This window comes from Amycolatopsis sp. NPDC049252 (genome assembly GCF_043197175.1).
Taxonomy (GTDB): Bacteria; Actinomycetota; Actinomycetes; order Mycobacteriales; family Pseudonocardiaceae; genus Amycolatopsis.
On the sequence record NZ_JBICSQ010000037.1, the window covers coordinates 38,898 to 63,459 of the forward strand.

Below are 24,562 nucleotides of genomic sequence, written 5' to 3' on the forward strand. Positions count from 1 at the left end.
GCCTAGAGCGCGGGGCCGTGCTGGTCAGCCGGTTTTCGGCCGGCGCGGTTAACGGGATCGGTGCCGTCCGGGCCAACTCGTAACACCCCGGTAGCACGGGGGAGTGGTTGCCGAAACGCGGCGCGTCGAACCTCGGTCGGGAGGGAGTACGCCGAACGAGGGAAGGGGAACGCATGCGCACGAGCCGGAACAGCAATGACCGCGCGCAGCTGCAGGTGTCGCCGGAGGTCGGCACCTGGCTCGCCCGGCGCAGCAGCAGGGCCGACGACTGGACCGCGGAACAGCTGGTCGAGGCCAAACGCGGCACGACCGTCTCGGTGGTCATCCCCGCGCGCAACGAGGAAACGACGGTCGGCGCGATCGTCACCGCCATCCGCGAAGAACTCCGCGAACACCACCGGCTCGTCGACGAGATCCTGGTCGTCGACAGCCACTCGACCGACGCCACCGCCGAAGTGGCCGCGGCGGCGGGCGCACGTGTCGTCGCGCAGGACGCCGTGTTCCCGGCCCTCGACGGGCTGCAGGGCAAGGGTGAGGCCCTGTGGAAGGGTGTCGCGGCGACGACCGGTGACCTCGTGGTGTTCGTCGACGGCGATCTCTACGACTTCACCACCGACTACGTCACGGGCCTGCTCGGCCCGCTGCTGACCGACCCGTCGGTGGCCTACGTCAAGGGCTTCTACCACCGCCCGCTCAACGGCGCGGCGGGCAGCGAGCCCGAGGGCGGCGGCCGCGTCACCGAGCTCGTCGCGCGGCCGCTGATCAACATGTTCTGGCCCGAGCTGTCGGGCTTCGTCCAGCCACTGGCGGGCGAGTACGCGGGCCGGCGCGAGGTGCTGGAGAGCATCCCGTTCGTCGTGAACTACGGCGTCGAGATCGGCCACCTGATCGACCTGCTGGAACTGCGCGGCCTCGACGCGCTCGCCCAGGTCGACCTCGGCCACCGCGTGCACCGCCACCAGAGCACCCAGGCACTGGGCCGGATGTCGGGCCAGATCATGCAGACCCTGTTCGACCGCCTGGAACGCTACGGCCGCCTGGTGACGGCCATCCCGCCGGCGACCATCCTGGCCCAATTCCAGCGAGGCACGTCCACGGACGGCGTCGAGCGCGAACTGGTGCTGACGGACCTGACGTCCCCGCAGCGCCCGCCCCTGGCGAGCCTGCCGGTGACGCTGCGCCCGGAGAACGAGCTGGACCTGCAGGACACCGCGTAGGCGCTGTCCGGTGGTCGCCCGCCGCGGGAGCCCTCGGGCGCGCGGCGGGCGATCGCCATGCCTGTCAGCAGTACGGGTGGTCCGTGCGCTCCGGCTTGTGCGGAATGGTCGTCTTGATGTGCAGGGCGTCGTAGGACGTTTCCCATGCCTGCGAGTTCACGAAGTCGTGGATCTTCGTGGTGAGTTCGTCGCAGGCCCTCGAGTCGATCTTGCGCATGGCCACCCCGTAGAACTCCTTCGGGTTGACCAGGCCCCCGCTTTCCCAGTAGGCGGGGTCGACGTCGGCCTTCCTGAAGTTGGCGACGGCGAGGAGGATCGCCTCGTCCGTCTCCACGGCGTCGAACTGCCGGTCGTCGGCGGTGAGGAAGGGGTCCAGGCACTCGCGGAGGGTGTCCTTCGCCCGGGCGCCGAGCTTGTCCGCGGCCGTGGTGCCCTTGGTCACACAGGTGTGCTCGGAGTCGAGCAGCCTGGTCTGGCCGGTGATCGCCGCCAGCTTGCCGAGGTCGACCATCTGGCCGGACCGGTCGACGAAGTAGGGCCCGGCGAAGTCGACGAAGTCCCTCCGGCGCTTCGCCGGGTCGGTCGTGCTGGCCCCGTCCATCGAGTAGTTCGCGATGACCAGGTCGACTTCGCCGCGCAGCAGCGCGCCTTCCCGGTCGTACGGGGTGAGCGCCACCGGCACGATCGTGAAGCCGAGCTGCTCGGCGAGGTAGTTCGCCAGGTCGACGTCGAAACCCGTCGGGTTGATGTCCGGGTAGCTCCACCCCGGGATCTCACCGTTGAAACCGACCCGCAGCGTCTTGCCGCTGACCGGCCACAGCTCGGCGCCGGAGACCGCGGCCTGGGGCGCGACCGAAGGCCGGGCCACGGCGGCCGGCGTGGGCTCCGGGGCCGGGCCGGGGCCGGGGTGCAGCGTGATCGCCGCGGTGGTCGTGGCCACCGCGACCACCAGCACCGCCGAGCTCAGGGCGAGCGAGCGTTTTCGCATCTCTGTCAGTCTTTCTCGGGAGGGGTGGAGAACACGGCGACCGCGATCGCGGCCGCGTAGCCGAGCACGGCGAGCGGGGCCGCCACCGCGGACGCGAGCCCGGCGGGCAGGCCGGTCCACCACAGGACCGTGCCGGCGAGGAGCGCCAGGATCACCGCGGACGCGCCCAGCCACGGGTCGGCCAGCGCGCGGCGGACGCGCTCGGGACGCTTCTGCTCGACGTCCCCGCCCGGGTCGTCCTCCCAGGCGCGGATGAGGTCGTAGAGGCGCCCGGCCTCCTGCGAGACGATCTTGCTGTCGTGGTCGAGGAACCGCACGACCTCCGACCGGACCCGGTCGCGCACCGACCGGGTGCCCTGGTCGTGGAGGTCCTCCAGGCGGCGCAGGCCGCGCACGATGATCGTGTTGACGTCGCTGCCCAGATCGGTGATCACCTCGGGCGCCAGGTCCCGCGCGATGAGCGCGGACCGGTTGCGGACCAGTGCTTTCTGGTCGACCGTCTTGGTGGTGGTGTGATCCGGTTCCGGGTACCCGGCCGCCAGCAGGGCCTGGCGCAGCCGGGGGAAGATCCGGGGCAGCGACAGCTCGGGTGACGGGTCGTCGATCCCGTTGGTCAGCAGGTCGATGAGCACACCCGTGAACGCGGTGTGCCGGGCGCCGGCGGGTGCGACGGCGTGCATGGTGCTGCCGGCCGAAGCCAGGACGTACGAGCCGGAGACGACAAACGCCTCCCCGCCGGCCTTGCCCATCGCTTCGGCCAGCGCCCGGCCGCTGAAGCAGGTGTCGATGACGACCATCCGGCACGCGGCCCGGCTTTCCCGGACGATCTTGCGGATGTCGCCGTACGGCAGGGCGTGGTTCCACCAGAAGTCCTCGCCCAGGTCGTCGCTGCCCGGCAGGGGCAGGAGGAGCTCGTTGCTCGACAGCTCCTTGGGCGCGGCGTGCCCGCTGAGGTAGACCAGCAGGACGTCGGTGGCCCGGGCCGCGGCGGCGCGGACCGTCCGCAGGATCACGTTGCGGTCGTCCTCGTCCAGCACCGACGTGCAGTTCTCCGCGAGGAAGCCGCCGTACTGCTCATCGGTGAGCACGGCCGCCAGGTCGGTGACGTTGCCGGCCACGGCGGGCAGCGGGCGCTCGGCGAACGAGCCCGAGTACGTGGTCGTGCCGATGAGGACGGCGTACGAGGACTCAGGAATGGGAAGGCGCATCGCCGTCCCCGGTGATGGTCACCGACCGGTGCGCCAGGAGGATTCGCGTCAGCTCGGCCGGTTCGGTGACCCGGGTGAGGTCGACGCTCGTCTCCCGGCCGTCTTCGGTGTAGGACAGGCGCAGGTCGCCCAGCCGCAGCCGGTCGCGTTCGACCAGGTAGGCGCAGATCGAGCGCACCAGAACCGGCACCGCGGCGACCGCCGCCGCGACGACCACGTCCCAGCCCATGGTCTCGGGCGCCGCCTGGCCGGGCATCGTCCGGAGCCGGCCGCGCAGCTCCTCTTCCAGGGCCAGCCATCCGGGGAGGTCGTCGGGGCCGGTGCGGCCCTCGAAGGTGATGGCGATCGTCACTGTGCTCCCGGATCGTCTCGACGGAGCCCGCCGTGGTTCCGGCGGGGTGCACCTCCTCCAGTCGGACGGCCGACCACGGTGTTACACCCGCGCGGTCACTCGGCGTTCGCGAGCGCGCGGGTTGCGGCGGGCTGCCAGCCGGGCGGTCCGAGCACGAAACCCGTGCGCTCGCGCCAATTCCGGGCCCCGCGCAGGTCCCGCAGGATCGAGCCGTACTCGTGGAAGCCGACCTTCAGGAGGTTGTACGTGGCGATGTTCTTCGTCAGCCCGTAAGTCGGGCGCTTGCCCTCCGGTACGAAACTGCCGAACAGCCTGTCCCACACGATGAAGATCCCGCCGTAGTTGGCATCCAGGTATTCCGCGTCGCTGCCGTGGTGGACGCGGTGGTGGGACGGGGTGTTGAAGACGTACTCGAACCAGCGCGGCAGCTTGCCGATCTTCTCGGTGTGCACGAAGAACTGGTACACCAGGTCGATCGACAGGCCGGTCAGGATCATCCACGGCGGGATCCCGCACAGCGCCAGCACCGACCAGAACGGCAGCTGGAAGTACGGGGTCCACTTCTGGCGCAGGGCCGTCGAGAAGTTGTAGTGCTCACTCGAGTGGTGGACCTGGTGCCCGGCCCACAGCAGCCGGACGCGGTGGCTCGCCCGGTGGTAGGCGTAGAACACCAGCTCCTGGCCCAGCAGCATGAGCACCCACGTCCACCAGTCGCGCGGGTCGAGCTGCACCGGCGCGAGCTCGAACAACGCCGCGAAGACGATCAGCATCACCAGCCGGAACACCCCGTTGACGCCGACCGCGACCGTGCCCATCAGCATGCTCGTGCGGGTGTCGGCGGGGCTGTAGCCGATGACGTCGTCGTCGTGGCCGAGCACGTGCACGGCGACGATCTCGATCGTCACGAACAGCAGGAACACCGGCACCGCGAACAGCACCGGGTCGCGCAGGTGCGCCAGGAACTCGGCCACATCGCCTCCTAGAGCGGATCTGACCCGATGGTAACTTACCTTTGGGTCACTTCACGCACGGTAGGGTCTGGACCGTGACGGAGTCAAGACCGGTCGGGACCAAGGGCATGCCCCGCGAAGAGCGCGAGGCACAGCTCGTCGTCGCCGGGACCGAGGAGTTCGGCCGGGCGGGGTACGCGGGTGCGTCGATGGTCGAGATCGCGCGCCGGGTCGGCGTCACGAAACCCTTGCTGTACCAGTACTTCGGCTCGAAGGACGGCCTGTACCTCGCCTGCCTGCACCGCGCGGGCGACCGGCTGACCGAGGGCGTCGCGACGACCATGGCCTCCGGCGGCGAGCCCGAGCAGATGCCGCTCAAGGTGCTTTCGGCGATCTTCACGACCTTCGACCACGACCGGTACGCCTGGCGCCTCCTGCGCGACGCGACCGTGCCGGGCAGCGGCGACATCGCCGCCGCGGCCGGCGACTACCGGCGCCGGCTGGACGCGTTCGCCCTCCTCGGCGCGACGCAGCTGATGACGTCCCGGGGCCTGGCCGACCCGGTCGACATCGAAGCCATCGCGCAGGTCTGGACCGGTGTGGTCGACTCGCTGATCAGCTGGTGGATCGACCGCCCGGACGAGGACGCGACGGCGATGACCGCCCGCTGCGCCCGGATCATGGACCGCCTGTTCGGCTGGTGAGCTCGGCGAGTGCCTCCCGCGCCCAGGCGAAGAGCGCCGCGCTGTCACCGCCGTAGGTCACCAAGGCCGCCGACAGCGTCTCGCTCAACGCCGGCAACGGATCCGGCTTCGCCGCGGCGAAGAGCGCCGGGAACGCCATGGCCTGCTGCAACGCGTTGTCGTGCCGCCCGTCCGGGGTGCGGACCAAGGTGTGCGGCACGTCGGGATCCGACAGCAGGCGATCCCACGCGGCCGTCCGGTCGTCGAACGGCGGCGGCAGCGCGCGGCCCTCGTCGAGCGCGCGCAACCCGTTGGCGATCCAGGCGACGGCGTCCAGGCCGGCCACCGAGAACGCGTGCCGGGCCAGCCGGCGCGCCAGTGCGTGCTGCACTTCCGGCGCGGCGCTCGTCGCGTCCGCGACGAACCCGCGGTCCTGTTTGGCCAGTTCACGCAGGGTGTGCGGCAGGTTCAGGATGCGTTCGGGCGGCAGCGAACCGCCCCACTCCCGCAGCAGCCGCTCGTGCTGTGCCTTCGCGCGGGCCTCCACTTCCTCGCGCTCACGCGCCTCCCGGACGCGCGCCTTGGCCGCCGCGTGGGCCTCGGGCGTCGGCTGCTCCCGCGCGAAACCGTGCCAGTACGCGGCGATCGCGCTGCGCTGCCGGACAACGATGTCAGGCGCCGGTGGGGCGGGCCAGAACTGGAGCAGGTAGCGGTCCAGCGGAGGTTCGCCGTCCATCCGGGTGTCGCGGTCGCGGCCCGCGTCCATCCCGGATCCGCTGTAGCGCACGCGGTAGTCACCCGGCGGCAGTTCGAGGTCCCACCAGTCCTCACCGCCCCAGGTCACGATCCGGGCCGCGCCCACCACGCGCAACGGTGCCTCGACGACGTCCTCCCAGCCGGAACCAGGCGGCCGGGGCTCGGTGTCGTGCACCTCGGCGGTGAACCCGACGTTCCCGGTGTGCAGTCCGGTGACCAGCCACAACGTGCCGGGGACCGCGGCGCCGCACAGACCGTTGCGCTGCCCGGCGAAACACGCCGTCAGGTCGCCTTCGAACGGATCACCCCCTTCGCTGTGCACATAGATCTGTCCATAGTGGACATGTACCTCGCCGTGGACCACCGTGCGCATGGGGTCACCTTTGCAGAAGGGACCGACGGTTTCCGGCGTCACGGCGTAGCGAAACCGGGTTCCCGCGCGACTCAAAGGGGATAGAGGTCCCGTCGAGAGGTGTCGAATGTCCGACTTGCCCGAAACCGCCCCCGTCGCCGACCGGCGGCTGGCCCGGCGGTTCACGGATGACCTGCTCGACGGCTGCCGCGTCCTCGCCACCGACTACGGCTACCGGCCGCTCCAATTCGAACGCATGGTCCGCGAGCACGGTGGTGTCGAAACCGCGCGGCGGCTGCTGCGCGGCGCCGGGACCGCGGGCGGCTTCGCCTTGCTCTGGGAGAAGAACCAGCTCGCCCGCAGCTCCGAGGCGACGATGCTCCGGCCGGAGTACGAGCCGCTGTTCACCGCCGACGAACGCCTGCTCGCCCGCCGCCGGCTGGAGGAGCACGGCTTCGACGTGGACGCCCATCTCAAGCGGGTCACCGCCGAGCTGGGGTGAAGCGCGGCTGGGGTGACCGGCGCCGCTCCGGTCACCCCAGCCGCGGTCAGCGGGCGGCGGGGAACTTCAGCCGGACGATCACGTTGTCCAGGACCGTCGGCGTGCCGCCGTTCTTGTCGTTGTTCGTGGACGTCAGCCAGAGCCCGCCGTCCGGCGTTTTCGTCACCGAGCGCAGCCGGCCCCAGCGGCCGGAGAACAGCGTCGACACCGTGCCGATGCCGGTGCCCGCCGCGTTGATCTGCGTCGCGAACAGCTGCTCGCCGGTGACGCCGGCGATGTAGATCCAGTCGTTGACGATCTCCACGCCGGACGGCCCGGCCTGCGAAGTCGGCCACGTCTTCTTCGGCGCGATGAAGCCGCTGCAGCTGCCCTGCGTGCCTTCACAGCTCGGCCAGCCGAAGTTGCCGCCCTTCTGGATCAGGTTGAGCTCGTCCTGGCTGCTCTCGCCGAACTCCGCCGCCCACAGCTGACCGCGCGAGTCCCAGGCCAGGCCCTGCGGGTTGCGGTGGCCGTAGCTCCAGACGTACCGCGCGTTGCCGCCGGTGGCGTAGAACGGGTTGTCGCTCGGCGCCGAACCGTCGCTGTTGAGCCGCAGGATCTTCCCGTTGAGCGAGCTCTTGTTCTGCGCGTTGTCGCTGTTCTTCGCGTCGCCGACGGTGGCGTAGAGCTTGCCGTCCGGGCCGAACCTGATCCGGCCGCCGTTGTGGTAGCGGTTCTTCGCGATCCCGGTCAGCACCGGCGTCGACGTCGAGGACAACGTGGTGCCGTCGTAAGTCATCTTCACGATCCGGTTGTCGCCGGAAGCCGTGTGGTAGACGTAGATCGCGTGGTCGCTCGCCCAGTTCGGCGAGATCGCCAGGCCGAGGACGCCGCCTTCGCCGGTGGTGGTCACCGCGCCCGGCACCTTGCCCAGCGTGGTCTTCTGGCCCGACGGCGTCACGAGCAGGATCTCGAACCGGTCCCGCTCGGTCACCAGCGCGTTGCCGTTCGGCAGGAAGTCCACCGCCCAGCCGAGGTCGACCTTCGCGATGTCCTTGTCGTACTCCGGGATGCCCCCGGCGCCGCCCGGAGCGCTGGTCTTGACGGTCACCGCGTTGCTGGCGGCCGAGCTGTTCCCGTTCGGGTCCCGCGCCTTGACCGTGAAGGTGTAGGACGTGTTCGGGTTCAGGTTCGTGACCGTCGAGGTGAGCGACGTCGTCGACGCGACCTTCGTGGCGCCCTGGAAGACGTCGTAGGCCGTGATCGTGCCGCCGTTGTCCGTGGAAGCGTTCCACGCCAAGGAAACGCTGTTCGCGGTGACACCGGTGGAGCGCAGGTTGCCCGGCACGCTCGGCGGTGTCGTGTCGTTGCTCGGCGGGGTGGTGAAGGCGACGACGTTGCTCTGCTGCGACGGGTTGCCCGCGGCGTCGTACGCGCCCACCGAGATGTCGTAGGCGGTGTTCGGCGTCAGGTTGTCCACGGTCGCCGAAGTGGTGTTCCCGTCGACGGTCTTGAGGATGTTGCCGCCGCGGTTGAGCTCGTAGCGCACGACGCCGACGTTGTCGGTCGCGGCGGTCCAGGTGAACGTCGCGGCGGTCGGCAGGATGTTGCTCGCCGCGAGGTTCGACGGCGGCGAGGGCGGTTCGCTGTCCGTCGGCGCGGTGAAGGTGTCGGTGAGCTTGTCCGCGTTCGGCCCGCCGTTGGCGGTGGTCGCGGTGGTCCGGACCTTGTTGACCCCGGCGGTCAGCTGCACGGTCGCGGTGACGGTCTTCCACGTCGTCCAGGCGCCGGTGGCGGGGAAGTCGACGGTGCCCTTGTCGCCGCCGTCGACGACCAGCTTCACCGGCCGGTTGTCGGCGGTTCCGTTGGCGTAGCGGAAGGTCAGCGTGTGCGTGCCCGCCTGCGCGGCGTTCACGGAGTACTCGACGTAGCTCCCGGCGACGTTGTCGAAGTTGACGAACCCGGTGCCGGAGTACCCGGCGTGGTTCGATTCGACGACGCCTTGGGAGATCACGGCGCTCTCGGATTCGTAGTCCACAGCTGCTGCGGCGTAAGCGCTTACCGGCGACATCGCGGTGCCGGCGAGCGCCGCGACGGCGATACCGGCCAGGGCCGCGCGCCACGAAGGGCGGGGTGTCACGGGACCTCCCAGGAATAGTTAGGAAAGTTTCCTATCTATGGGACAGATCACACACCCTGCGAGCGGGTCGTGTCAATACCGGACAGACGCCCTCACCCACGGTGTAAACCGGCTTCCCGCTCAGCGGGCCGAATGCCCCGGACGGCCCAGCGCGGCGGGGTTGCGCGCCTCACCGGAAGCGCCCGGCCCTCGCGCCACATTCTGAAACCCCGGTTCCACCAAACTCGTCTTTCTCGACGAAAGCTCGGCCTCGGGGGCCGGAGCGCGCGTCTTTCCCGGCGAAAGTGCGGCTCGGGGAGCCGTGCCCGGGAACAGCGAACCTCTTGTCAGCCTGCGACTCGGGTCTCCGGGACGGCGGTTTCGCCCGCCCAGTCCCGCGGCACGAGGAAGTCCGCGAGCGCCGCCTCGGGACTGCCCGGCTCCGGCGTCAGCTCGAACTCCCAGCGCGCCAGCGGCGGCAGCGCCATCAGGATCGCCTCGACGTAACCGCCGGTCTGCAGCCCGAACCGGGTGCCGCGGTCGTGCACCAGGTTGAACTCGACGTAGCGGCCGCGGCGGTAGAGCTGCCACTGCCGCTCGCGCTCGCCGTGGGGGAGGTCCTTGCGGCGCCGCACGATCGGCAGGTACGCGGGCGCGATCGCGGCGATGCCCGCCGCGGTGAAGGCCACCGCGCGGTGCCAGCCGTCCGGGCCCTCGGGGTGCAGGTGGTCGAAGAAGATGCCGCCGACGCCGCGCGTCTCGCCGCGGTGCGGCAGCGTGAAGTACTCGTCGCAGGCGCGCTTGGCCTGCGCGTGGAAGGCCGGGTCGAAGGTGTCGCAGTACGCCTTGAGGGTGCGGTGGAAGTGCGCCGCGTCGTCCGCGAATCCGTAGCACGGCGTCAGGTCCGCGCCGCCGCCGAACCACCACGTGTCACCGGACTCGAAGTACCGGAAGTTGGCGTGGAACGCCGGCACGTACGGGTTGCGCGGGTGGATCACCACCGACAGCCCGGTCGCGAAGAACCCGCTTTCCGGATCCAGCCCGTGCTGGCGCGCGACCAGCTCGGGCAGGCGTTCGCCGTGCACCGCCGAGCAGTTGACGCCGGCCCGCTCGAAGACGTCGCCGTCCTCCAGCAGCCGCGCCTGCCCGCCGCCCCCGCCGGGCCGCTCCCAGCCGGACCGGCCGAAGCGGGCCCCGCCGTCCAGCCGTTCCAGCTCGGCCACCAGTTCCCGCTGCCCGGCGCTCACCATCGCCGTCACGGCTTCGCGTCTGCTGTCCCCACCTGAAAGCATGAACCCACCCCCACCGCGAGATTAGCAGCGATCCGCAGGTGGGGGCGGGAATCCGGGAGGTCAGCCGGCGATCTCGGCCCGGGCGATCACCTTCGTGATCTTCGCCCGGACGAGTGCCTCCTCGGGGACGGCGTTGCGCTTGCCGTACTCCTCGGCGCGGTCGGCGCCCATGTACCGGCCGCCGATCCGTGTCGCCCACTCGAGCATCTCGTCGTGGTCGTGGGTCAGCCGCGCCTCGGCGGTGAACTGGACGTAGGAGAAGGGCGGGCGCTGGTCGTCGACGGCCAGCGAGATCCGCCCGTCGCGCGTGATGGCCTTGCCCTTCAGCGTCTCGGTGCCGGTGTTGAAGACCAGCTCGTCACCGTCCGGCCCTTCGTTCAGCAGGAACCAGATCGGCGTCACGATCGGGGCGCCGTCCTTCCGGACCAGGCCGAGCATGCCCGTACGGGTGCCTTCGGAAGCGAACTGCCACCACTCTTCACGGCTCATCTCACGCATGAGAGCGACGTTAACCTGTCACCCGAGCGTGTGCAGAGGGTGGCCGACTAGCCTGGCCTGCTGTGCGAGACGACGAGACCGGGGGCCAGGGCCTGGCCGACGAGGGGCTGACGCGCCGCCTCAAGGCGCTGGCCTGCACCGCGCCGCTGCACGACCTCGACGCGCGGAAGGCGAAGCTCGACTGGGCCGACGCCACGATCTACCAGATGGCCGAGATCGCGCTGCACACGATCGACCAGGTCACCATCGCCATGGACTTCGACACCGGCGCCGGCCACGACGAGGTCATCGACCGGCTGCTGCCGTTCATCGCGGCCCAGGCGCCGTCGCGGATGCCGGAGGAGCACGTCCGCGTCGCGAAGTGGGTGCTCGACAACCTGATCAACGTCGGCACCACCGACCGCGGGTTCCGCCGGGTTTACGGCTCGATGGGGCCGGGCGGCTACCAGCGCCGCCAGTTCGACTTCAAGCTGCTCGTCGAGCTGGCCGCCCCGGACGGCGAGGTCTACCTGCGCGCCACCGACGAGGCGATCAACGTGCTCGTCGGCGCCCTCGACACCGACGTCGAATCGGCGCAGATCGCCGCCGAGGTGAAGCTCGAGAACCTGATCAACCGCGGCCGGCTCGCCGACGCGAAGCTGGCCGCCGAGCAGGCCCGCTACCGGACCGTCCAGTACGGCGAGGTGCTGCGCGCGAAGCTCGACGCGACCCGCCGCGACGTCCGGTCCGTCGACTGGGAACGCGAGGTCCCGGAGCTGCTCGACAGCGCGCTGAGCCACATCGAAGCCCGCTTCCGCGCCGAGAACGCCATCCTCAAGAACATCACCACCGCTCGCGACGAGACCGAGGACCTCGACCGCAAGCGCCGCGCGGCCGAGCTCGTCGACATCGTCGGCGACTGCATCCGCCGGCACACGCGCCTGCAGTCCCGGCTGGCCGACGCCGGCGCGGTGTTCCGCGCCGAGCAGGACCGCCAGCAGTTCTCCGGCCCGCCGCAGCGCGCGACGCTCGACCTGTTCGGCCAGCTCCTGGTGCCCACCCTGGGCCTGCCGCTGGCCGACGCCGTCACCCCGGCCGAGCACTTCTTCCACGCCGTCGCGGGCATCTCCGCGCCGGTCGTGCCGTCCCTGTCGTCGCTCGTGTCGCTGCTCCTGCGGCCCGCGCCCGAGCGCGACCAGCTCGTCGGCGAGATCCCGGAGCCGGAGCTGATGCCCGCCGACGTCACCGACAAGTTCGGCGACGACGTCTGGCGCCGCGCCGACGAGCTGCTCCACCTGCCCGAGGTGCCCCGACGGCTGTCCGGCCTGCTCGAAGAGGCCCGCCGCAGCCGCCAGCCCGGGCTCCCGGCCCTGGTCGCGCTGCGCGCGGTCCACGCATACAGTCCCGGGATCGGCGCCGCCCGGCGCCAGGGGGACCGCTCGGTGCTGCTCGCCGTCGACGACGGCACGCTGCTCGACGACCCGGACTTCGGCGGCGCCGACCTGCTCCTGTCCACCGCGGCCGTCGAGCGCGCCGACGAAGAAGAGAACGAGGAGGTCGCCTGATGGCGCTGTCCCACAGCAGCGTGGACGCCGAAGCCGCGGCCCGGCTGGTCGCCTTCGGCATGCGGCCCAAACAGCTGCCCGCCCGCGACGTCGTCTACGGCGACCTCGTGCGCCGCTACGGCGAGGACAACGCGTTCAAGGCGCTCACCCACGCCGTCGCCTCCGGGCTCGGGCTGATGGTCCTCGAGGTCAACCAGCAGGCCGGCGCGGTGCTCGCGGCCACCGACGAGTCCGTCTTCGAGATCAAGATGGACTCCTACGCCCGCCAGGCCAAGATCCGCGAGCGCCGCGACACCGAGAAGGTGCTGCACGGCCTCATCCACCTCGCCGCCGCCGCGCTCGGCTACCCGCGCCCGGACGACCTCGCCAACGACACCTACATCGGCCGCGTCAGCGTCGAACAGGTCGACGCGATGGTCCGCGAAGCCGCCCGCATGCTCGACGAACGCGCCGCCCAGGCCGAGGCCAACAACGATCCCCTGGCCGACGCGCCCGAGCTGGAACAGGCGTGGCGCGCTTACACCCGGCGGCCGGCCGCGGCCGCCACCAAGGACGGCCGCCTCGCCGCCGACACCACCCGCGGCATGGTGTCGCGAGCGCTGCGGTTCCTCGCCGAGCAGGGCTTCCTGGTCCCGGTGAGCGACGAACAGGGCGGCACCTACCGCACCACACCGCGCTACCAGATCCAGGTCCGCGAACTCGCCGCCGACGCCGCCTTCGACGACCTGCTCGCGCTGGACGTCGTGGCCGTCGCGAACGACGGGGGCACGCTGCGCGCGACGTCCTCCGACACGCTCTAAGGGGAGTAGATGTACGAGCTTTCGCGGGTCCGCCTGCATTCCGTGGGCCCGGCGGGTGCCCGCTACCAGGACGTCGTGCTCGACTTCAGCGGCGTCGGCGCCAAGATCACCGCGCCCCAGCAGGACGCGCTGTTCAGCGCCGGCATCCACGCGACCGGCCCGGCCGAGCTGCGCCGCCCGTCGCCGGCGAGCGTGCTGTTCCTGGAGAACGGCGGCGGCAAGTCCGTCCTCATCAAGCTGATCTTCTCGGTGATGCTGCCCGGCCGCCGCCAGGTCGTCGGCACCACCAGCACGAAGGTGCTCGAGAAGTTCGTCGCCGCCAAGGACGTCTCGCACGTCGTGCTGGAGTGGCTGCACGTCGAGACCGGCCACCGGATCATCACCGGCAAGGTCTCCGAGTGGCGCGGCCACGTCGTCTCCGCCGACTCCGAGAACCTGGCCGATTCCTGGTACTGCTTCCGCCCGACCTCGGCGCTGGGCCTCGATTCCCTGCCGATGACGGCGGAGGGCCGGCTGCTCACCATGTCCGGCTTCCACGACAAGCTCGCCGCGGCCCAGCTGGCCGAGCCCGAGCTGGAGCTGTCCTGGACCCGCCGCCACCACGAGTGGACCGGCCGCCTCGACACCCTCGGCCTCGACACCGAGCTGTTCCGCTACCAGCGCGCGATGAACGCGGGCGAAGGCGAGGCGGCGGACGCGTTCGCGTTCGGCACCGACGAGGCGTTCGTCGAGTTCCTGCTGCGCGCCGTAGTCTCCGAAGACGAGCCGAAGGACCTCGCCGAGGTCGTCTCGACCTACTCGCACAACCTCGCCCAGCGCGGGGATCTGTTGTCGGAACGCGACTTCGTCGCCGGCGCGCTCGATCTGCTGGGGCCGCTGGCCGCCGAAGAGGGTGTCGCCGCGGCGTCGCGGAAGATCGCCGAAGCCGCGAAGGCCGACATGGCCGCGCTGGCCGGCCGGGTCGTCGCGCGCAACGAGCTGGAGAACGCGCGGCTGTCCGGGCTCGAGGACCACGTCTCCGAGGTCAAGACCGCCGAGAAGCTCGCCGAGGGCGACCACCGGCGTCTGGCGGCCGGGGTCACCGAGCTGCGCCGCCTGGTCGCCGTGCTGCGCTTGGACGAGGCCCAGGAGGCCCGCAAGCGGGTCGACGCCGAGCTGGCCGAAGCGAAGACGGCGGCCGAGGCCTGGCGTGAGACGGCGACCGTGCTCAACCAGCTCAACGCCGCCCGTAAGGCGAAGGACCTGCGTGAGCTCGTCGGCAGCCGCGAGGAGAAGGCGCGCCCGGCCCTGCAGGCACGCAACACCGCCGCGGCCGCGCTGGCCAGGGGCCTGCAGTCGCTGGCGCAGGACGCCCAGCGCCAGGCCGACAAGGCCGAGGCGCACGCGGGCGCGTTGCGCGCCGAAGCCGAGAAGGCACAGACCGAACGCGACGAGGCCGCCAACCTCGCGGCGTCCCGGCGCGCCGAGGCCCGCGGCCTGACCACGCGGATCACCGAGCTGCGCGAAGAGGTCCAGAACGCCGTCCGCGGCGGGCTGCTGCCCTCGGGCGCCGACGTCGCGGACACCTCGCGGGCGGCCCGGACCGCCGCCGAAGCCGCGGCGGCCGAGCTGACCCGGCGTGAGCAGGAACTCGACCGCGTCGCGGCGGATCTCCAAGCGGCGCAACGGGCCGTGAACGAGGCCCACCAGCTCGCCGGGACCACCCAGGACCGCTTCGAGCGCGCCACCGAGGACCTCGACCGCGCCCACCGGCGCACCGACGCGCTCGCCGCCGAGGGCCGCTTGGTCGAGCTGCTCGGCGCGGACGACGTCGCCCTCGAGAGCGACCTTCCGGTGCTGCTGGAACGGCTGCGCGAGGCGAGCGCGTCCGTCGAGAAGGAGCAGACCGCGCTGCGGATGGAGGAGTCCGCCGACGAGCGGGCCCTGTCCGCGCTCGGCTCCGGCGGGCTGCTGCCGCCACCGCAGGACGTCCAGGCCGCGCTGGACGCCCTGGAGGAAGCCGGGATCACCGCGTGGTCCGGCTGGCGTTATCTGTCCAAACTGGACGCCGCCCGGCGCGCCGAGGTGCTGGAAAACCTGCCGCAGCTGGTTTCCGGCGTCCTGCTCAACGACGCCGCCCACGCCGGCCGGGCGCGTGAGGTGCTGACCAAGCGCCGGCTGCTGCCGAGCGCGATCATCGCCGTCGGCACCACCGAGGCCCTGCTGGCCGAGGCGGCGGCCGCGCCCGGCGTCGAGTTCCTCGTGCCGCCGAACCCCGCGATGTACGACGAAGAAGCCGCGGACGCGGAGCGGGAAGCCGTCGCCCGGCGCAACACCGAGCGGCAACGGCGGCTGGAAACGTTGTCCGCCAAGCTGTCCGCGGACGGCGCGCTGACGTGGAAGCTCACGACCTGGCGCGAGGACTACCCGCCCGGCGCGATCGCGACGCTCGCCGAGCAGGCCCAAGCCGCCCGCACCGCGCGCGAGACCGCACGCACGGCGCTGGCGCAGGCCGAGGCGGAATTCGCGCGGTTGAGCGAAAAGACGGCGTCGCTGCGCGAGCGCGTCCCGGAGCTGCGGGCCGCGGCGGCCGAGGCCGAGGAGCGGGCGCGGAAGCTGGGCGAGCTCGCCACGCGGAGCGCCCGGATCGCGGAGTGGACCGAGGACGTCGAGCGGGCCACCGAGGTGGCCGAGCGGGCCGACCTGCAGGCGTCCGACGCCGCGGGCAAGGCCGCGCGGCTGCGGGAACAGGCGGGGGAGGAGCAGCGCACGGCCGACGGGCACCGCCGGACGGCGACCACCGCCCGCGCCGAGCTCGCCGAGGTGCCGGGCGCGGCCGATGCGGGTGACGGCCCGGTGCCGTCCGAGCCGGTCGACGCCCTGCGCCGGACCTACCTGTCGGCGTCCGAGTCGTACGCGAAGGTCGAGGTCGGCAGCGACCTGCGGGCCGAGCTGGAGCAGGCCGAGTCGGCCGAAGCCGCTGCGGGCTCGGCCGTCGAGTCCCTGGACGAGGCCGTCCGCGCGGCCGCCGCCGAGCTGCTGGAGACGCCCGACGGCTCCGACGCGTCCGCCCGCGCGGCGGCCCTCGCGCGCGCCCGCCGGGTCGTCGACAGCCTGGAAGACGAACGCACGGAAGCGATCGGGCTCGTCTCGACGCGGCGCGCCGAACTGGACGCGCTGCCGTTGCAGAACGGCGTCAACGGGGAAAAGCCGCGCGACATCGAGCACGGCCTGGGGCTGATCGACGCCGCCGGGCTGGAGGTCTCCGTCGCCGCGCGGAAGTGGGAAGAGCTGCAGGAACGCCGCGCGGCGGCCGAGGAGACGCTGGACTCCGCGCGGAACTCCGCGTCCGGGTTCTCGCTGCTCGCCGACTCCCTGGCCCACCTGGTCACCGACAAGGACGCGGACGCCTACGACGGCGACGTCGACACCGCGCGCGCCCAGCACACCCGGCTCAACGCGACGCTCACCGAAGCGCAGGACGCCGCCGACGCGGGCGACCGCCGGGTGCGCGAAGCCGCGGACCAGCTGGCCCAGTACGCGACGGAGAAGCGCTTCGAGAAGCTGAGCACGCCGGTGCGCCAGCAGGTCATCTCGGTCAAGCGCGACCAGCTGCCCGCGCACGCCGCCGAGTGGGCGGAGGCGCTGCGGCCGCGGCTGCGGTCGCTCACCGACGACCTCGCGCAGATCGACCGGCACCGCGGCGGCATCATCACCCGCCTGCAGGGCATGGTCGACGGCGCGCTCCGGCAGCTGCGCTCGGCCCAGCGGGTCTCGCGGCTGCCCGACGGCCTCGGCGACTGGTCCGGGCAGGAGTTCCTGCGCATCCGGTTCACCGAGCTGGAGGACAACGCGCTCACCGAGAAGCTCGGCGAGGTCGTCGACGAGGCCGCGGTGGGCAAGACCGCCGACGGCCGCGACGTCAAGCGCGACGGGCTTTCCCTGGTGCTGCGCGGGGTCCGCGCCGCGGCGCCCAAGGGCTTCCGCGTCGACATGCTCAAGCCGGACTCGGTGCTGCGGACCGAACGCCAGCGCGTCTCGGAGATCCGCGACGTGTTTTCCGGCGGCCAGCAGCTGACCGCGGCGATCATCCTCTACTGCACGCTCGCGGCGTTGCGCGCCAACAACCGCGGCAAGGTCCGCAACCGCCACTCCGGCGTGCTGTTCCTGGACAACCCGATCGGCCGCGCGTCCGCCGGGTACCTGCTGGAGCTGCAGCGGGCGGTGGCCGAGGCGCTGGGCGTCCAGCTGATCTACACGACCGGCCTGTTCGACGCGGGCGCGCTCTCGGAGTTCCCGCTGATCGTCCGGCTGCGCAACGACGCCGACCTGCGCGCGGGCCGGAAGTACCTGTCGGTCGATTCGACGGTCCGCAACTCCCTCGACGACCTCGGCGACCCGGACGGCGTCGCGCGGCTCTCGGCGACCCGGATGTTCTCGCGGGTCGGGGACGCCCTCGACCCGGACTCTGAATCCGCTGATTCCGCTGAGGACGAACAGACCGCGTGACGGGAACATCGGGCGGCGGTCCGGGGTTCACCCGCGCATGACGAACCTGGGGGCGCTGGGCGCCACACTGAACACGACCGGGCCGGAAGCCGTCGCGGCCGCCGCCGAGCTCGAGGAGCTGGGGTACGCCGCGGTCTGGCTGCCGGGCGGGCAGGCCAGCAACCTGCCGCTGATCGCCGACGTGATCCACGGGACCGCGACGATCCCGGTGGCCAGCGGCATCCTCCCGGTCGACCGGGTGCCTTCGGCCGACGTGGCCCGGGCGTACGCGGACCTGCCGGCCGGGCGGTTCGTCGTCGGCCTCGGCGGCGCCCACGGTCCCCGGCCCTTCGCCACCTTGAACGACTACCTCGACGAGCTCGACGACACCGTCCCCGCGTCGGCGCGCATCCTGTCCGCGCTGGGCCCGAAGATGCTCCAGCTGGCGCGCGACCGCGCGTCGGGTGCCTACCCGTTCCTCGTGACGACGGACTACGTCGCGTCGGCGCGGGAGATCCTCGGCACCGGGAAGCAGCTGGTGGTGCTGCTGAACGTCGTCGCGGAGACGGACCCCGCCGCGGCCCGCGAGCGCGCTCGCGAGGGTTCGCTGCGGTTCCTGGCCGGGATGCCCGGGTACGCCAACAACTTCCGCCGCATGGGCTTCACCGACGCCGACGTCACGGACCTGTCCGACCGGCTGGTCGACGGGCTCACCGTGCGCGGCGACCTCGACACGGTCGTGGCCCGGCTGCGCGAATACCGGGCGGCGGGGGCGGACCAGGTCGTCGTCCCGGCCGGCGACCTGCCCCGCGAGTGGTGGCCCGCGCTGGCGGAGGCCCTGCGGTGACGACGGCACGGGCCCGCGGGCTCACGCACGCGCCGCCGGCGGAGGTGTCGCTGCAGGACGCCCTGGCCGCGGTCGCCGACCCCGTCCGCCGCAGCATCCTGCGTGAGCTCGCGGCCGTGCCGGAGTGGACGAAGGCGTGCGGCACGTTCGACCTCCCGGTGGCGAAGGCGACCCGCAGCCACCACTTCGCGGTCCTGCGCGCGGCGGGCCTGATCGAACAACGCGACGACGGCCCGCGCCGCCTGAACCGCCTGCGCCGCCCCGAATTCGACGCGGCCTTCCCCGGCCTGCTGGCCCTGGTACTGCGCGACCCGGCCGCAAAGCCGTGAAGGACATCCGTGTCAGTCGCTCCGGCCGGTGAAGGCCAGCGTGGTGCCGAGGCCGATCATCACCAGGCCGCCGGTGCCGCCGACCGCCTCCAGCCGCCGCGGCGAGCGGGCGAACCACGCCCGCGCCGTGCCCGCGACCAGCGCCCAAGCGCTGTCGGTGGCCAGTGCGATCGCGGGCAGGCAGAGCCCGAGCACCAGCATCTGCGCCGGCACCGAACCGGCGGCCGGGTCGACGAACTGGGGGAGCAGCGCGGCCAGGAACACGATCGACTTCGGGTTCGCGAAGCCGACCACGAAACCGTCGCGCAGCACGGTGATCACGCGCCCGGGCACCGAGCGCACCTGCGCGGCCATCGCGTCGGTCAGCCGGCGGCGGTGCCGCACCGCCTGGATCCCCAGGTACACCAGGTAGGCCGCGCCCGCGATCTTGATCGTGGTGAACACCGCGGCCGACGTCGTCACGAGCGCGCCGAGGCCGAACGCGACCGCGACGACCTGCGTGTAGACGCCCACCGAGTTGCCGAGGACGGTGAGGAGCGCGTCGCGCCGCCCGACGGTCAGCGCGCGGCTGATCGTGAACAGCACACTCGGCCCGGGGACGACGACCATCAGGAACGTCAGCGCGGCGAACGCCGCGAGGTGCGCGCTGGAGACCATGCCGCGAGGCTAACGCCCTGGCCGGCGGGGTGACCACGCGTTTTCGTCGGTGCCGGGTGGTAGGAATTCCGGGTGCCTTCCGAGATCTCCACCGCCCAGCGCCGAGCCCGCCTCGGCGTCCGCCACCACCTCGCCGCGCCCGCGGCCACGGTCGAGGACGCCGTCGCGGGTGTCGTCGCGCTGCACGCCACCGACCCGGCGACCGTGCACCTCTCGGCGGCCGCCCGGCTCGACGGGCCCGCGATCGCCGAGGTCGAGCGCGCGCTGTACGAGGACCGCACGGTGCTGCGGCTGCTCGGCATGCGCCGCACGGTGTTCGTCACCGGCCTGGAGACCGCGGCCCTCGTGCAGGCCGGCTGTTCGGCGGACATTGCGGCCAAGCAGCGGCGGCTGCTGGAGCAGCACCTCGGGCAGCAGGGGTACCCGGAGAACGTGCCGGAGCCGGGGAAGTGGCTGGCCGAGGTCGAAACGGCGGTCGAAGCCAAGTTGCGCGGCCTCGGCTCGGCGACCGCGCAACAGCTGAGCGAGGCCGAACCCCGGCTGCGGCAGCGGCTGCAGATGTCGAAGGGCAAGCCGTACGAGGCGATCGGCAACGTCACCAGCCGGGTGCTGTTCCAGCTGGCGGTCGACGGCCGCATCGTCCGCGGCCGCCCGCGCGGCACCTGGCTGAGCACCCAGTACGTCTGGCATCCCCTGGACGGGTGGGTGGCGGGCGGCCTCGCCCCGTGGAGCGCCGCCGAGGCGCGCGTCGAGCTGGCGCGGCGCTGGCTGCGCGCGTACGGCCCGGCCCCGCTGGCGGACCTGCGCTGGTGGACCGGGTGGACGCTCGGCCAGACGAAGAAGGCGCTGGCCGGGCTGGAAACGGCCGACGTCGACCTGGGCGGCGTACCGGGGGTGGCCCTGGCGGACGACCTCGAACCGGTGCCCGAACCGCCGACCTGGGCGGCGTTCCTCCCGTGCCTCGACCCGACCCCGATGGGCTGGCAGGACCGCGACTGGTTCCTCGGCGAGCACAAGGCGGCGCTGTTCGACCGCTTCGGCAACGTCGGCCCGACGGTCTGGGCGAACGGCCGCATCGTGGGCGGCTGGGCCCAGCGTGAGTCGGGCGAGGTGGTGTTCCGGCTGCTGGAGGACGTCTCCGCGGAGGAGAAAGCGGCGGTGGAGGCGGCGGCGGACCGCTGCGCGAAGTGGTTCGGCGTGGTCCGGGTGATCCCGCGGTTCCGGACCCCGCTCGAACGCGAGCTGGCCGAGTGAGGGGAGGACAGGATCTTGATCGATTGAGTCGCTCACCCCGCCCGCGGCCCAGTACCAGCCTGGGAGGCATCGGCACCCCGCGCGGCCAGCCGGAACCGGCGGACCGCGAGCCTGCCTGGTCCGCCGTGGTCCGGATGACGAACAGGTGAACTCCGGGCCTGGACACGCGTCGGCTTCTTAATCGATTCTTGACCCGTTCGCCAAGTGGTGGAAGTCTCGTCAGGGCAGTCAGGGACGCGCATGCCCGCACGCTAGGGTTGCCGCGAGCCCGCAAGTCACGGCCGGGCCTCCCGGCCGATCCTCAGAGGAGTGGCAGCATTGACCGTTCGCGTAGGTGTCAACGGCTTCGGCCGCATCGGCCGCAACTTCTTCCGCGCCGTGCAGGCCAGCGGCCACGACATCGAGGTCGTCGCCTTCAACGACCTCGGCGACGTCGCCACCATGGCCCACCTGCTGAAGTACGACTCGATCCTGGGCCGGTTCCCGGGTGAGGTCAGCGTCAGCGACGAGGGCATCGTCGTTGACGGCAAGACCATCAAGGCCCTCGCCGAGCGCGACCCGGCCAACCTGCCCTGGGGCGACCTGGGCGTGGACGTCGTCCTCGAGTCGACCGGCTTCTTCACCAACGCCGACGCCGCCAAGGCGCACATCGCCGGCGGGGCGAAGAAGGTCATCATCTCCGCGCCCGCCAAGGGCGAGGACCTGACCGTGGTGCTCGGCGTCAACGACGACAAGTACGACGGCTCGCAGGTCATCATCTCGAACGCCTCCTGCACCACCAACTGCCTCGGCCCGCTGGCCAAGGTCCTCAACGACGCCTTCGGCATCGAGCAGGGCCTGATGACCACGGTCCACGCCTACACGCAGGACCAGAACCTGCAGGACGCCCCGCACAAGGACCTGCGCCGCGCCCGGGCCGCCGCCGTGAACGTCGTCCCGACCTCGACCGGCGCCGCCAAGGCCATCGGCCTCGTCCTGCCGGAGCTGCAGGGCAAGCTGGACGGCTACGCGCTGCGGGTCCCGATCCCGACCGGCTCGGCCACCGACCTCACCGTGACGCTCTCCAAAGCCGCCACGGTCGAGGAGATCAACGCCGCCTACAAGGCCGCCGCAGACGGCCCGCTGGCCGGCATCCTGCGCTACAGCGACGACCCGATCGTCTCCTCGGACATCGTCACCGACCCGGCCTCCTGCATCTACGACGCGCCGCTGACCAAGGTCATCGGCAACCAGGTCAAGGTGGTCGGCTGGTACGACAACGAGTGGGGCTACTCCAACCGCCTCGCCGACCTGGCCAAGCTCATCGGTTCGAAGCTCTCCTGACCCGATGACCGTCAAGAACCTCGACGACCTGCTGGGCGAGGGCGTTCAGGGCCGGTACGTACTCGTGCGCTCCGACCTGAACGTCCCGCTCGACGGGGATCGCATCACCGACGACGGCCGGGTCCGCGCCGCGCTGCCGACGATCAAGAAGCTCGCCGAGGCGGGCGCCAAGGTCGTCGTCACCGCGCACCTCGGCCGCCCCAAGGGCGAGCCGGACCCGAAGTACACGCTGGCCCCGGTCGCCGCCCGGCTGTCCGAGCTGCTCGGCGCCGAGGTCGCGCTGGCCGGTGACCTGGTCGGCGAGTCCGCGAAGGCGCTGACCGGCGGTCTCGCCGAGGGCAGCGTCGTCCTGCTGGAGAACGTGCGCTTCGACGCGCGCGAGACCAGCAAGGACGCCGTGGACCGCTCCGAGCTGGCCGCCGAGCTGGGCGCGCTCGTGCCCGGCGGCGCGTTCGTCTCCGACGGCTTCGGCGTCGTGCACCGCAAGCAGGCCTCGGTCTACGAGGTCGCTTCGGTGCTCCCGGCGTACGCGGGCGGCCTCGTGCTGGCCGAGCTGGACGTGCTGAAGAAGCTCACCGACGACGTGCAGCGGCCCTACGTGGTCGTGCTCGGCGGCGCGAAGGTGTCCGACAAGCTCGGCGTCATCGCGAACCTGCTGACCAAGGTCGACCGGCTGCTCGTCGGCGGCGGCATGGCCTACACCTTCCTCAAGGCCCAGGGCCACGAGGTCGGCAAGTCGCTGCTGCAGGCCGACCAGCTCGACCAGGTGAAGGGCTTCCTCGCCGAGGCCGAGAAGCGGGGTGTCGAACTGGTGCTGCCGGTCGACGTCCTCGCCGCGACCGGGTTCTCGGCCGACGCCGAGCACGAGGTCGTCGAGGCCACGGCCATCCCGGCCGACCGCGAGGGCCTGGACATCGGCCCGAAGACGCGCGAGCTGTTCGCCGCCAAGCTGGTCGACGCCAAGACCGTGTTCTGGAACGGCCCGATGGGCGTGTTCGAGTTCGAGGCGTTCGCCGGCGGCACCCGTGCCGTCGCCGAAGCCCTGGTCAAGAGCGACGCGTTCACCGTCGTCGGCGGCGGCGACTCCGCGGCCGCGGTGCGGCAGCTCGGCCTGCCCGAGGACGGCTTCTCGCACATCTCCACCGGAGGCGGGGCCTCGCTCGAGTACCTCGAAGGCAAGGAACTGCCGGGCGTGACCGTCCTGGAGGAGAAGAACTAGTGGCACGCAAGCCGTTCATCGCCGGCAACTGGAAGATGAACCTGAACCACCTCGAGGCGATCGCGCTGGTGCAGAAGATCGCCTTCGCGCTGCCGGAGAAGTACTACGCGAAGGTCGACGTGGCAGTGCTGCCGCCGTTCACCGACATCCGCAGCGTGCAGACCCTGGTCGACGGCGACAAGCTGTCGCTGACCTACGGCGCGCAGGACATCTCCTCCCACGACGCCGGTGCCTACACCGGCGAGGTGTCGGGCGTGATGCTGGCCAAGCTGGGCTGCAAGTTCGTCACCGTCGGGCACTCGGAGCGGCGCGAATACCACGCCGAGACCGACGAGCTCGTCAACAAGAAGGTCAAGGCCGCGCTCAAGCACGGCATCACGCCGATCCTCTGCATCGGGGAGAAGCTCGAGGTCCGCGAGGCCGGCGAGCACATCCACCACACCACGACGCAGCTGATCGACGGTCTGAAGGGCCTCAAGGCCGAGCAGGTCAAGGATGTCGTCGTCGCGTACGAGCCGGTCTGGGCGATCGGCACCGGCAAGGTCGCCTCCTCGTCCGACGCCGAAGAGGTTTGCAAGGCCATCCGCGCCACCCTGCAGGAGAAGTACGGCGACGAGATCGCGACGTCGGTCCGGGTCCTCTACGGCGGCTCGGTGAAGTCGGGCAACATCGGCGAGCTGGTGGCGTGCGAAAACATCGATGGCGCCTTGGTCGGCGGGGCGAGCCTCGACGGCGAGGAGTTCACGAAACTCTGCGCACTCGCCGCGGGCGGGCCGCTGCCCTGATCGAGGCCACGACCGGGTAACCTGTGTATCCGGTCCGTCACACAGCAGTGGACGAGTCCAGGGGTACGGTGGTGGTCGGAAACAACCATGCCGTACCCCTGCATTCTCCTAGAGCCCAGAGGATGACATGAAGCTGTTCCTGCAAATCCTGTTGATCGTCACCAGCGTTTTCCTGGTGGTCGCGGTGCTGCTGCACCGGGGCCGGGGCGGTGGCCTGTCGTCGCTGTTCGGCGGTGGGATGCAGTCCAGCCTGGCCGGGTCGAGCGTGGCCGAGAAGAACCTCGACCGGATCACCTTGGGGCTGGGCGCAGTCTGGCTGATCAGCATCATCGGGCTGGGCCTGCTGCTCAAGGTGTGACGTCCGGCGTCCCCGCCGGCGATCGAGACCGGGTCACACCAGCGGGGTGCGCAGCGATTCGGCGTGCCTATTGGGGGGCGCGC

21 protein-coding genes and 1 pseudogene are annotated in these 24,562 nt (G+C 71.6%); 13 read left to right on the forward strand and 9 right to left on the reverse strand.

Features of this window, described 5'->3' with window-relative positions; translation table 11 throughout:
• Positions 1-173: 173 nt before the first annotated feature.
• The gene (locus tag ACGFMK_RS30185) at positions 174-1,217 is read left to right on the forward strand and encodes a glucosyl-3-phosphoglycerate synthase (protein WP_392770185.1); all 1,044 of its coding nucleotides are present in this window, start codon (positions 174-176) and stop codon (positions 1,215-1,217) included.
• A gap of 64 nt (positions 1,218-1,281) precedes the next feature.
• Here ACGFMK_RS30185 and ACGFMK_RS30190 read toward each other — a convergent pair whose 3' ends face one another.
• The 4 genes from ACGFMK_RS30190 to ACGFMK_RS30205 form a co-directional block, all read right to left on the reverse strand.
• Positions 1,282-2,205, reverse strand: a complete 924-nt coding sequence (locus ACGFMK_RS30190) for a transporter substrate-binding domain-containing protein (RefSeq protein WP_392770187.1) — start codon at positions 2,203-2,205, stop codon at positions 1,282-1,284.
• Between the two features lie 5 nt (positions 2,206-2,210).
• Positions 2,211-3,413: a caspase family protein gene (locus ACGFMK_RS30195; protein ID WP_392770190.1), complete on the reverse strand. Its 1,203-nt coding sequence runs from the start codon at positions 3,411-3,413 to the stop codon at positions 2,211-2,213.
• Positions 3,394-3,765 (reverse strand): hypothetical protein, encoded by a 372-nt coding sequence (locus tag ACGFMK_RS30200; RefSeq protein WP_392770193.1) that lies wholly within the window; start codon positions 3,763-3,765, stop codon positions 3,394-3,396. Before ACGFMK_RS30200 ends, ACGFMK_RS30195 begins: the two co-directional genes overlap by 20 nt.
• 95 nt (positions 3,766-3,860) lie before the next feature.
• Entirely contained in the window at positions 3,861-4,736 is an 876-nt protein-coding gene (locus ACGFMK_RS30205; protein WP_392770196.1) for a sterol desaturase family protein, read from the reverse strand.
• Between the two features lie 74 nt (positions 4,737-4,810).
• Here ACGFMK_RS30205 and ACGFMK_RS30210 point away from each other — a divergent pair, with 74 nt between their 5' ends.
• The gene (locus ACGFMK_RS30210) at positions 4,811-5,419 is read left to right on the forward strand and encodes a TetR/AcrR family transcriptional regulator (RefSeq protein WP_392770198.1); all 609 of its coding nucleotides are present in this window, start codon (positions 4,811-4,813) and stop codon (positions 5,417-5,419) included.
• On the opposite strand, the gene ACGFMK_RS30215 is transcribed toward ACGFMK_RS30210, so the two are convergent.
• Positions 5,394-6,527: a hypothetical protein gene (locus tag ACGFMK_RS30215; RefSeq protein WP_392770201.1), complete on the reverse strand. Its 1,134-nt coding sequence runs from the start codon at positions 6,525-6,527 to the stop codon at positions 5,394-5,396. The genes ACGFMK_RS30210 and ACGFMK_RS30215 overlap by 26 nt on opposite strands.
• Before the next feature lie 106 nt (positions 6,528-6,633).
• Here ACGFMK_RS30215 and ACGFMK_RS30220 point away from each other — a divergent pair, with 106 nt between their 5' ends.
• The gene (locus tag ACGFMK_RS30220) at positions 6,634-7,008 is read left to right on the forward strand and encodes a hypothetical protein (RefSeq protein ID WP_392770202.1); all 375 of its coding nucleotides are present in this window, start codon (positions 6,634-6,636) and stop codon (positions 7,006-7,008) included.
• A gap of 58 nt (positions 7,009-7,066) precedes the next feature.
• Here the strand turns inward: ACGFMK_RS30220 and ACGFMK_RS30225 are convergent.
• The 3 genes and pseudogenes from ACGFMK_RS30225 to ACGFMK_RS30235 all read right to left on the reverse strand — a co-directional run.
• Positions 7,067-9,088: pseudogene (locus ACGFMK_RS30225) on the reverse strand (PQQ-dependent sugar dehydrogenase); the annotation flags it as partial.
• Between the two features lie 365 nt (positions 9,089-9,453).
• Positions 9,454-10,398, reverse strand: coding sequence for an oxygen-dependent coproporphyrinogen oxidase (gene hemF / locus ACGFMK_RS30230; protein WP_392770205.1), 945 nt, complete (start codon positions 10,396-10,398; stop codon positions 9,454-9,456).
• 60 nt (positions 10,399-10,458) lie between these two features.
• Positions 10,459-10,896 carry a PPOX class F420-dependent oxidoreductase gene (locus ACGFMK_RS30235; protein WP_392770207.1) on the reverse strand — a complete coding sequence of 146 codons (438 nt, stop codon included), beginning with the start codon at positions 10,894-10,896 and terminating at the stop codon, positions 10,459-10,461.
• A gap of 62 nt (positions 10,897-10,958) precedes the next feature.
• Between ACGFMK_RS30235 and ACGFMK_RS30240 the strand changes: the two genes are divergently transcribed.
• Genes ACGFMK_RS30240 through ACGFMK_RS30260 form a run of 5 tightly spaced genes read left to right on the forward strand, consistent with a single transcriptional unit; the run spans position 10,959 to position 18,883 of the window.
• Positions 10,959-12,440, forward strand: coding sequence for a hypothetical protein (locus tag ACGFMK_RS30240; RefSeq protein ID WP_392770210.1), 1,482 nt, complete (start codon positions 10,959-10,961; stop codon positions 12,438-12,440).
• On the forward strand, positions 12,440-13,240 hold the full coding sequence (locus tag ACGFMK_RS30245) for a hypothetical protein (protein WP_392770212.1): 801 nt from the start codon (positions 12,440-12,442) through the stop codon (positions 13,238-13,240). The genes ACGFMK_RS30240 and ACGFMK_RS30245 overlap by 1 nt, the downstream gene beginning before the upstream one ends.
• A 9-nt stretch (positions 13,241-13,249) precedes the next feature.
• Positions 13,250-17,728 carry a hypothetical protein gene (locus tag ACGFMK_RS30250; RefSeq protein WP_392770215.1) on the forward strand — a complete coding sequence of 1,493 codons (4,479 nt, stop codon included), beginning with the start codon at positions 13,250-13,252 and terminating at the stop codon, positions 17,726-17,728.
• Positions 17,729-17,765: 37 nt separating this feature from the next.
• Positions 17,766-18,554 carry a TIGR03620 family F420-dependent LLM class oxidoreductase gene (locus ACGFMK_RS30255; protein WP_392770218.1) on the forward strand — a complete coding sequence of 263 codons (789 nt, stop codon included), beginning with the start codon at positions 17,766-17,768 and terminating at the stop codon, positions 18,552-18,554.
• Entirely contained in the window at positions 18,551-18,883 is a 333-nt protein-coding gene (locus ACGFMK_RS30260; protein ID WP_392770221.1) for an ArsR/SmtB family transcription factor, read from the forward strand. The genes ACGFMK_RS30255 and ACGFMK_RS30260 overlap by 4 nt, the downstream gene beginning before the upstream one ends.
• 12 nt (positions 18,884-18,895) lie before the next feature.
• Here the strand turns inward: ACGFMK_RS30260 and ACGFMK_RS30265 are convergent, their stop codons facing one another.
• Positions 18,896-19,540, reverse strand: a complete 645-nt coding sequence (locus tag ACGFMK_RS30265; protein WP_392770224.1) for a LysE family translocator — start codon at positions 19,538-19,540, stop codon at positions 18,896-18,898.
• A gap of 72 nt (positions 19,541-19,612) precedes the next feature.
• Here ACGFMK_RS30265 and ACGFMK_RS30270 point away from each other — a divergent pair, with 72 nt between their 5' ends.
• The 5 genes from ACGFMK_RS30270 to secG all read left to right on the forward strand — a co-directional run bounded on the left by ACGFMK_RS30270 (position 19,613) and on the right by secG (position 24,479).
• On the forward strand, positions 19,613-20,794 hold the full coding sequence (locus tag ACGFMK_RS30270; RefSeq protein WP_392770226.1) for a winged helix DNA-binding domain-containing protein: 1,182 nt from the start codon (positions 19,613-19,615) through the stop codon (positions 20,792-20,794).
• A 318-nt stretch (positions 20,795-21,112) separates the two neighbouring features.
• Positions 21,113-22,117: a type I glyceraldehyde-3-phosphate dehydrogenase gene (gap, locus tag ACGFMK_RS30275; protein WP_392770228.1), complete on the forward strand. Its 1,005-nt coding sequence runs from the start codon at positions 21,113-21,115 to the stop codon at positions 22,115-22,117.
• Between the two features lie 4 nt (positions 22,118-22,121).
• Positions 22,122-23,336 (forward strand): phosphoglycerate kinase, encoded by a 1,215-nt coding sequence (locus ACGFMK_RS30280; RefSeq protein WP_392770230.1) that lies wholly within the window; start codon positions 22,122-22,124, stop codon positions 23,334-23,336.
• Positions 23,336-24,121: a triose-phosphate isomerase gene (tpiA, locus tag ACGFMK_RS30285; RefSeq protein WP_392770232.1), complete on the forward strand. Its 786-nt coding sequence runs from the start codon at positions 23,336-23,338 to the stop codon at positions 24,119-24,121. Before ACGFMK_RS30280 ends, tpiA begins: the two co-directional genes overlap by 1 nt.
• A gap of 127 nt (positions 24,122-24,248) precedes the next feature.
• Complete coding sequence (secG, locus tag ACGFMK_RS30290; RefSeq protein ID WP_392770235.1) at positions 24,249-24,479, forward strand: preprotein translocase subunit SecG; 231 nt, start codon at positions 24,249-24,251, stop codon at positions 24,477-24,479.
• The last annotated feature ends 83 nt before the right edge of the window (positions 24,480-24,562 follow it).

Bases quoted from the DNA above. Each gene is read 5' to 3' on its own strand.
- ACGFMK_RS30195 (WP_392770190.1), bottom strand. From the start codon at position 3,413: ATGCGCCTTCCCATTCCTGAGTCCTCGTACGCCGTCCTCATCGGCACG.
- ACGFMK_RS30235 (WP_392770207.1), bottom strand. From the start codon at position 10,896: ATGCGTGAGATGAGCCGTGAAGAGTGGTGGCAGTTCGCTTCCGAAGGC.
- ACGFMK_RS30255 (WP_392770218.1), top strand. From the start codon at position 17,766: ATGACGAACCTGGGGGCGCTGGGCGCCACACTGAACACGACCGGGCCG.
- ACGFMK_RS30185 (WP_392770185.1), top strand. From the start codon at position 174: ATGCGCACGAGCCGGAACAGCAATGACCGCGCGCAGCTGCAGGTGTCG.
- secG (WP_392770235.1), top strand. From the start codon at position 24,249: ATGAAGCTGTTCCTGCAAATCCTGTTGATCGTCACCAGCGTTTTCCTG.
- ACGFMK_RS30245 (WP_392770212.1), top strand. From the start codon at position 12,440: ATGGCGCTGTCCCACAGCAGCGTGGACGCCGAAGCCGCGGCCCGGCTG.
- ACGFMK_RS30220 (WP_392770202.1), top strand. From the start codon at position 6,634: ATGTCCGACTTGCCCGAAACCGCCCCCGTCGCCGACCGGCGGCTGGCC.
- ACGFMK_RS30190 (WP_392770187.1), bottom strand. From the start codon at position 2,205: ATGCGAAAACGCTCGCTCGCCCTGAGCTCGGCGGTGCTGGTGGTCGCG.
- hemF (WP_392770205.1), bottom strand. From the start codon at position 10,398: ATGCTTTCAGGTGGGGACAGCAGACGCGAAGCCGTGACGGCGATGGTG.
- ACGFMK_RS30215 (WP_392770201.1), bottom strand. From the start codon at position 6,527: ATGCGCACGGTGGTCCACGGCGAGGTACATGTCCACTATGGACAGATC.
- ACGFMK_RS30250 (WP_392770215.1), top strand. From the start codon at position 13,250: ATGTACGAGCTTTCGCGGGTCCGCCTGCATTCCGTGGGCCCGGCGGGT.
- ACGFMK_RS30280 (WP_392770230.1), top strand. From the start codon at position 22,122: ATGACCGTCAAGAACCTCGACGACCTGCTGGGCGAGGGCGTTCAGGGC.
- ACGFMK_RS30265 (WP_392770224.1), bottom strand. From the start codon at position 19,540: ATGGTCTCCAGCGCGCACCTCGCGGCGTTCGCCGCGCTGACGTTCCTG.